Consider the following 3,296-nt stretch of genomic DNA (forward strand, 5'->3'; position numbering starts at 1 on the left):
GGGTTTGTTGGTTGGGAACTGCTTAGTGGACGCGAACATGTGTGTTCGTCTTTTGCGCGTGTGTGGTCTTGTACGGTGTTGGGACAAGCCCTCGGCCTATTAGTACCGGTCGGCTAGGCATTACTGCTGTACACCTCCGGCCTATCAACCCCATGTTCTGTGGGGGGCCTTACCCCATCTCTGGGTGGGAAACCTCATCTTGAAACGTGCTTCCCGCTTAGATGCATTCAGCGGTTATCACTTCCGAACGTAGCCAACCAGCCGTGCTCTTGGCAGAACAACTGGCACACCAGAGGTTCGTCCATCCCGGTCCTCTCGTACTAGGGACAGCCTTTCTCAAGTTTCCTGCGCGCGCGGCGGATAGGGACCGAACTGTCTCACGACGTTCTAAACCCAGCTCGCGTGCCGCTTTAATGGGCGAACAGCCCAACCCTTGGGACCTACTCCAGCCCCAGGATGCGACGAGCCGACATCGAGGTGCCAAACCATCCCGTCGATATGGACTCTTGGGGAAGATCAGCCTGTTATCCCCGGGGTACCTTTTATCCGTTGAGTGACCACGCTTCCACATGCCGTGGCCAGATCACTAGTTCCGACTTTCGTCCCTGCTCGACATGTCTGTCTCACAGTCAAGCTCCCTTGTGCACTTACACTCGCTACCTGATTGCCAACCAGGCTGAGGGAACCTTTGAGCGCCTCCGTTACATTTTAGGAGGCAACCGCCCCAGTTAAACTACCCATCAGGCACTGTCCCTGATCCGGATAACGGACCTAGGTTAGACATCTAGTACGACCAGAGTGGTATTTCAACGTTGACTCCACCTCCACTGGCGTGAAGGTTTCACAGTCTCCCACCTATCCTACACAAGCCGTACCAAACACCAATACCAAACTATAGTAAAGGTCCCGGGGTCTTTCCGTCCTGCCGCGCGTAACGAGCATCTTTACTCGTAGTGCAATTTCGCCGAGTCCATGGTTGAGACAGTGGGAAAGTCGTTACTCCATTCGTGCAGGTCGGAACTTACCCGACAAGGAATTTCGCTACCTTAGGATGGTTATAGTTACCACCGCCGTTTACTGGGGCTTAAATTCTCAGCTTCGACCACAAGTGGTCTAACCGGTCCTCTTAACCTTCCAGCACCGGGCAGGAGTCAGTCCGTATACATCGTCTTACAACTTCGCACGGACCTGTGTTTTTAGTAAACAGTCGCTTTCCCCTGGTCTCTGCGGCCATCACCGCTTCCCCCAGCAAGTGGGTTCACGGATCCGGCCCCCCTTCTCCCGAAGTTACGGGGGCATTTTGCCGAGTTCCTTAACCATGGTTTTCTCGATCGCCTTAGTATTCTCTACTTGATCACCTGAGTCGGTTTGGGGTACGGGCGGCTCGTTGCTCGCTAGAGGTTTTTCTCGACAGCATAGGATCACCCACTTCGCCATAAATGGCTCCGCGTCACGTCTCAGACTCCACACTGAAGTGGATGGTGCGGATTTGCCTACACCACGCCCTACACGCTTGCCCACAGACAACCATCGCTGTGGCTGGGCTACCTTCCTGCGTCACCCCATCGCTTGACTACTACCAGCTCGGGTCCCACGCTCCGCTCACCAGCCTCGCCCCGAAGGGTCCGGTCCGATGAGTTTCGGGTGGTTAGCATCACCAGGTTCGTCATGGGCGCAACTTCGCCGGTACGGGAATATCAACCCGTTGTCCATCGACTACGCCTGTCGGCCTCGCCTTAGGTCCCGACTTACCCAGGGCAGATTAGCTTGACCCTGGAACCCTTGATCATTCGGCGCACGGGTTTCTCACCCGTGATTCGCTACTCATGCCTGCATTCTCACTCGTGTGGCCTCCACGCCTGGATCACTCCGACGCTTCACTGCCCACACGACGCTCCCCTACCCATCCAGCGCACTGAACACCGATCGAGTCGATGCTGATGTATTCGCTGAATGCCATAGCTTCGGCGGATGACTTGAGCCCCGCTACATTGTCGGCGCGGAATCACTTGACCAGTGAGCTATTACGCACTCTTTCAAGGGTGGCTGCTTCCAAGCCAACCTCCTGGTTGTCAATGCGACTCCACATCCTTTTCCACTTAGTCACCGCTTAGGGGCCTTAGCTGATGGTCTGGGCTGTTTCCCTCTCGACTACGGAGCTTATCCCCCGCAGTCTCACTGCTGCGCTCTCACTTACCGGCATTCGGAGTTTGGCTAACGTCAGTAACCTTGTAGGGCCCATTAGCTATCCAGTGCTCTACCTCCGGCAAGAAACACGCAACGCTGCACCTAAATGCATTTCGGGGAGAACCAGCTATCACGAAGTTTGATTGGCCTTTCACCCCTATCCACAGGTCATCCCCTCAGTTTTCAACCTAAGTGGGTTCGGTCCTCCACGTCGTCTTACCGACGCTTCAACCTGCCCATGGATAGATCACTTCGCTTCGGGTCTTGAGCGCGCTACTGAATCGCCCTATTCGGACTCGCTTTCGCTACGGCTTCCCCACACGGGTTAACCTCGCAACACACCGCAAACTCGCAGGCTCATTCTTCAAAAGGCACGCCGTCACCCACACACCCCCCAAAGGGAATGCACAAGCTCCGACGGATTGTAGGCACACGGTTTCAGGTACTATTTCACTCCCCGCCAGGGGTACTTTTCACCTTTCCCTCACGGTACTTGTCCGCTATCGGTCATCAAGGAGTATTTAGGCTTAACGGGTGGTCCCGCCAGATTCACACGGAATTTCAGGGGTTCCGTGTTACTTGGGAACACGCTCCAGAGCCAGCGCTTTACGTCTACGGGCCTATCACCCTCTACGGTACGGCTTTCCAACCGACTTCGACTTCCACACTGGTTTCTTACTCTGCTCCTCACCGGCAGATGAGAATGAGCGGTCCCACAACCCCCCGAATGCAACCCCTGCCGGGTATCACACACTCGAGGTTTGGCCTCTTCCGATTTCGCTCGCCACTACTCTCGGAATCACTGTTGTTTTCTCTTCCTGTCGGTACTGAGATGTTTCACTTCCCGACGTTCCCTCCACACACCCTATGTGTTCAGATGTGGGTAACACGACATGACTCGTGCTGGGTTTCCCCATTCGGACACCCCCGGATCACAGCTTGGTTGCCAACTCCCCAGGGCTTATCGCAGGCTCCAACGTCCTTCATCGGCTCTTGATGCCAAGGCATCCACCATGTGCCCTTCATAGCTTGTCTCAACAACGTCAAAACAACACACGCTGAAACAAAAAACGAAAAAACACACCACCCACCCCCAATCAAAGGGCAGG

At 55.1% G+C, this 3,296-nt stretch carries 1 rRNA gene; it reads right to left on the reverse strand.

The annotated features are described in order from the left end of the window. Window positions 1-79: 79 nt before the first annotated feature. Window positions 80-3,222 (reverse strand): 23S ribosomal RNA (locus AC4H2S_RS21105). Window positions 3,223-3,296: the final 74 nt, after the last annotated feature.

Source organism: Nocardioides sp. Z13_37, from assembly GCF_058355585.1.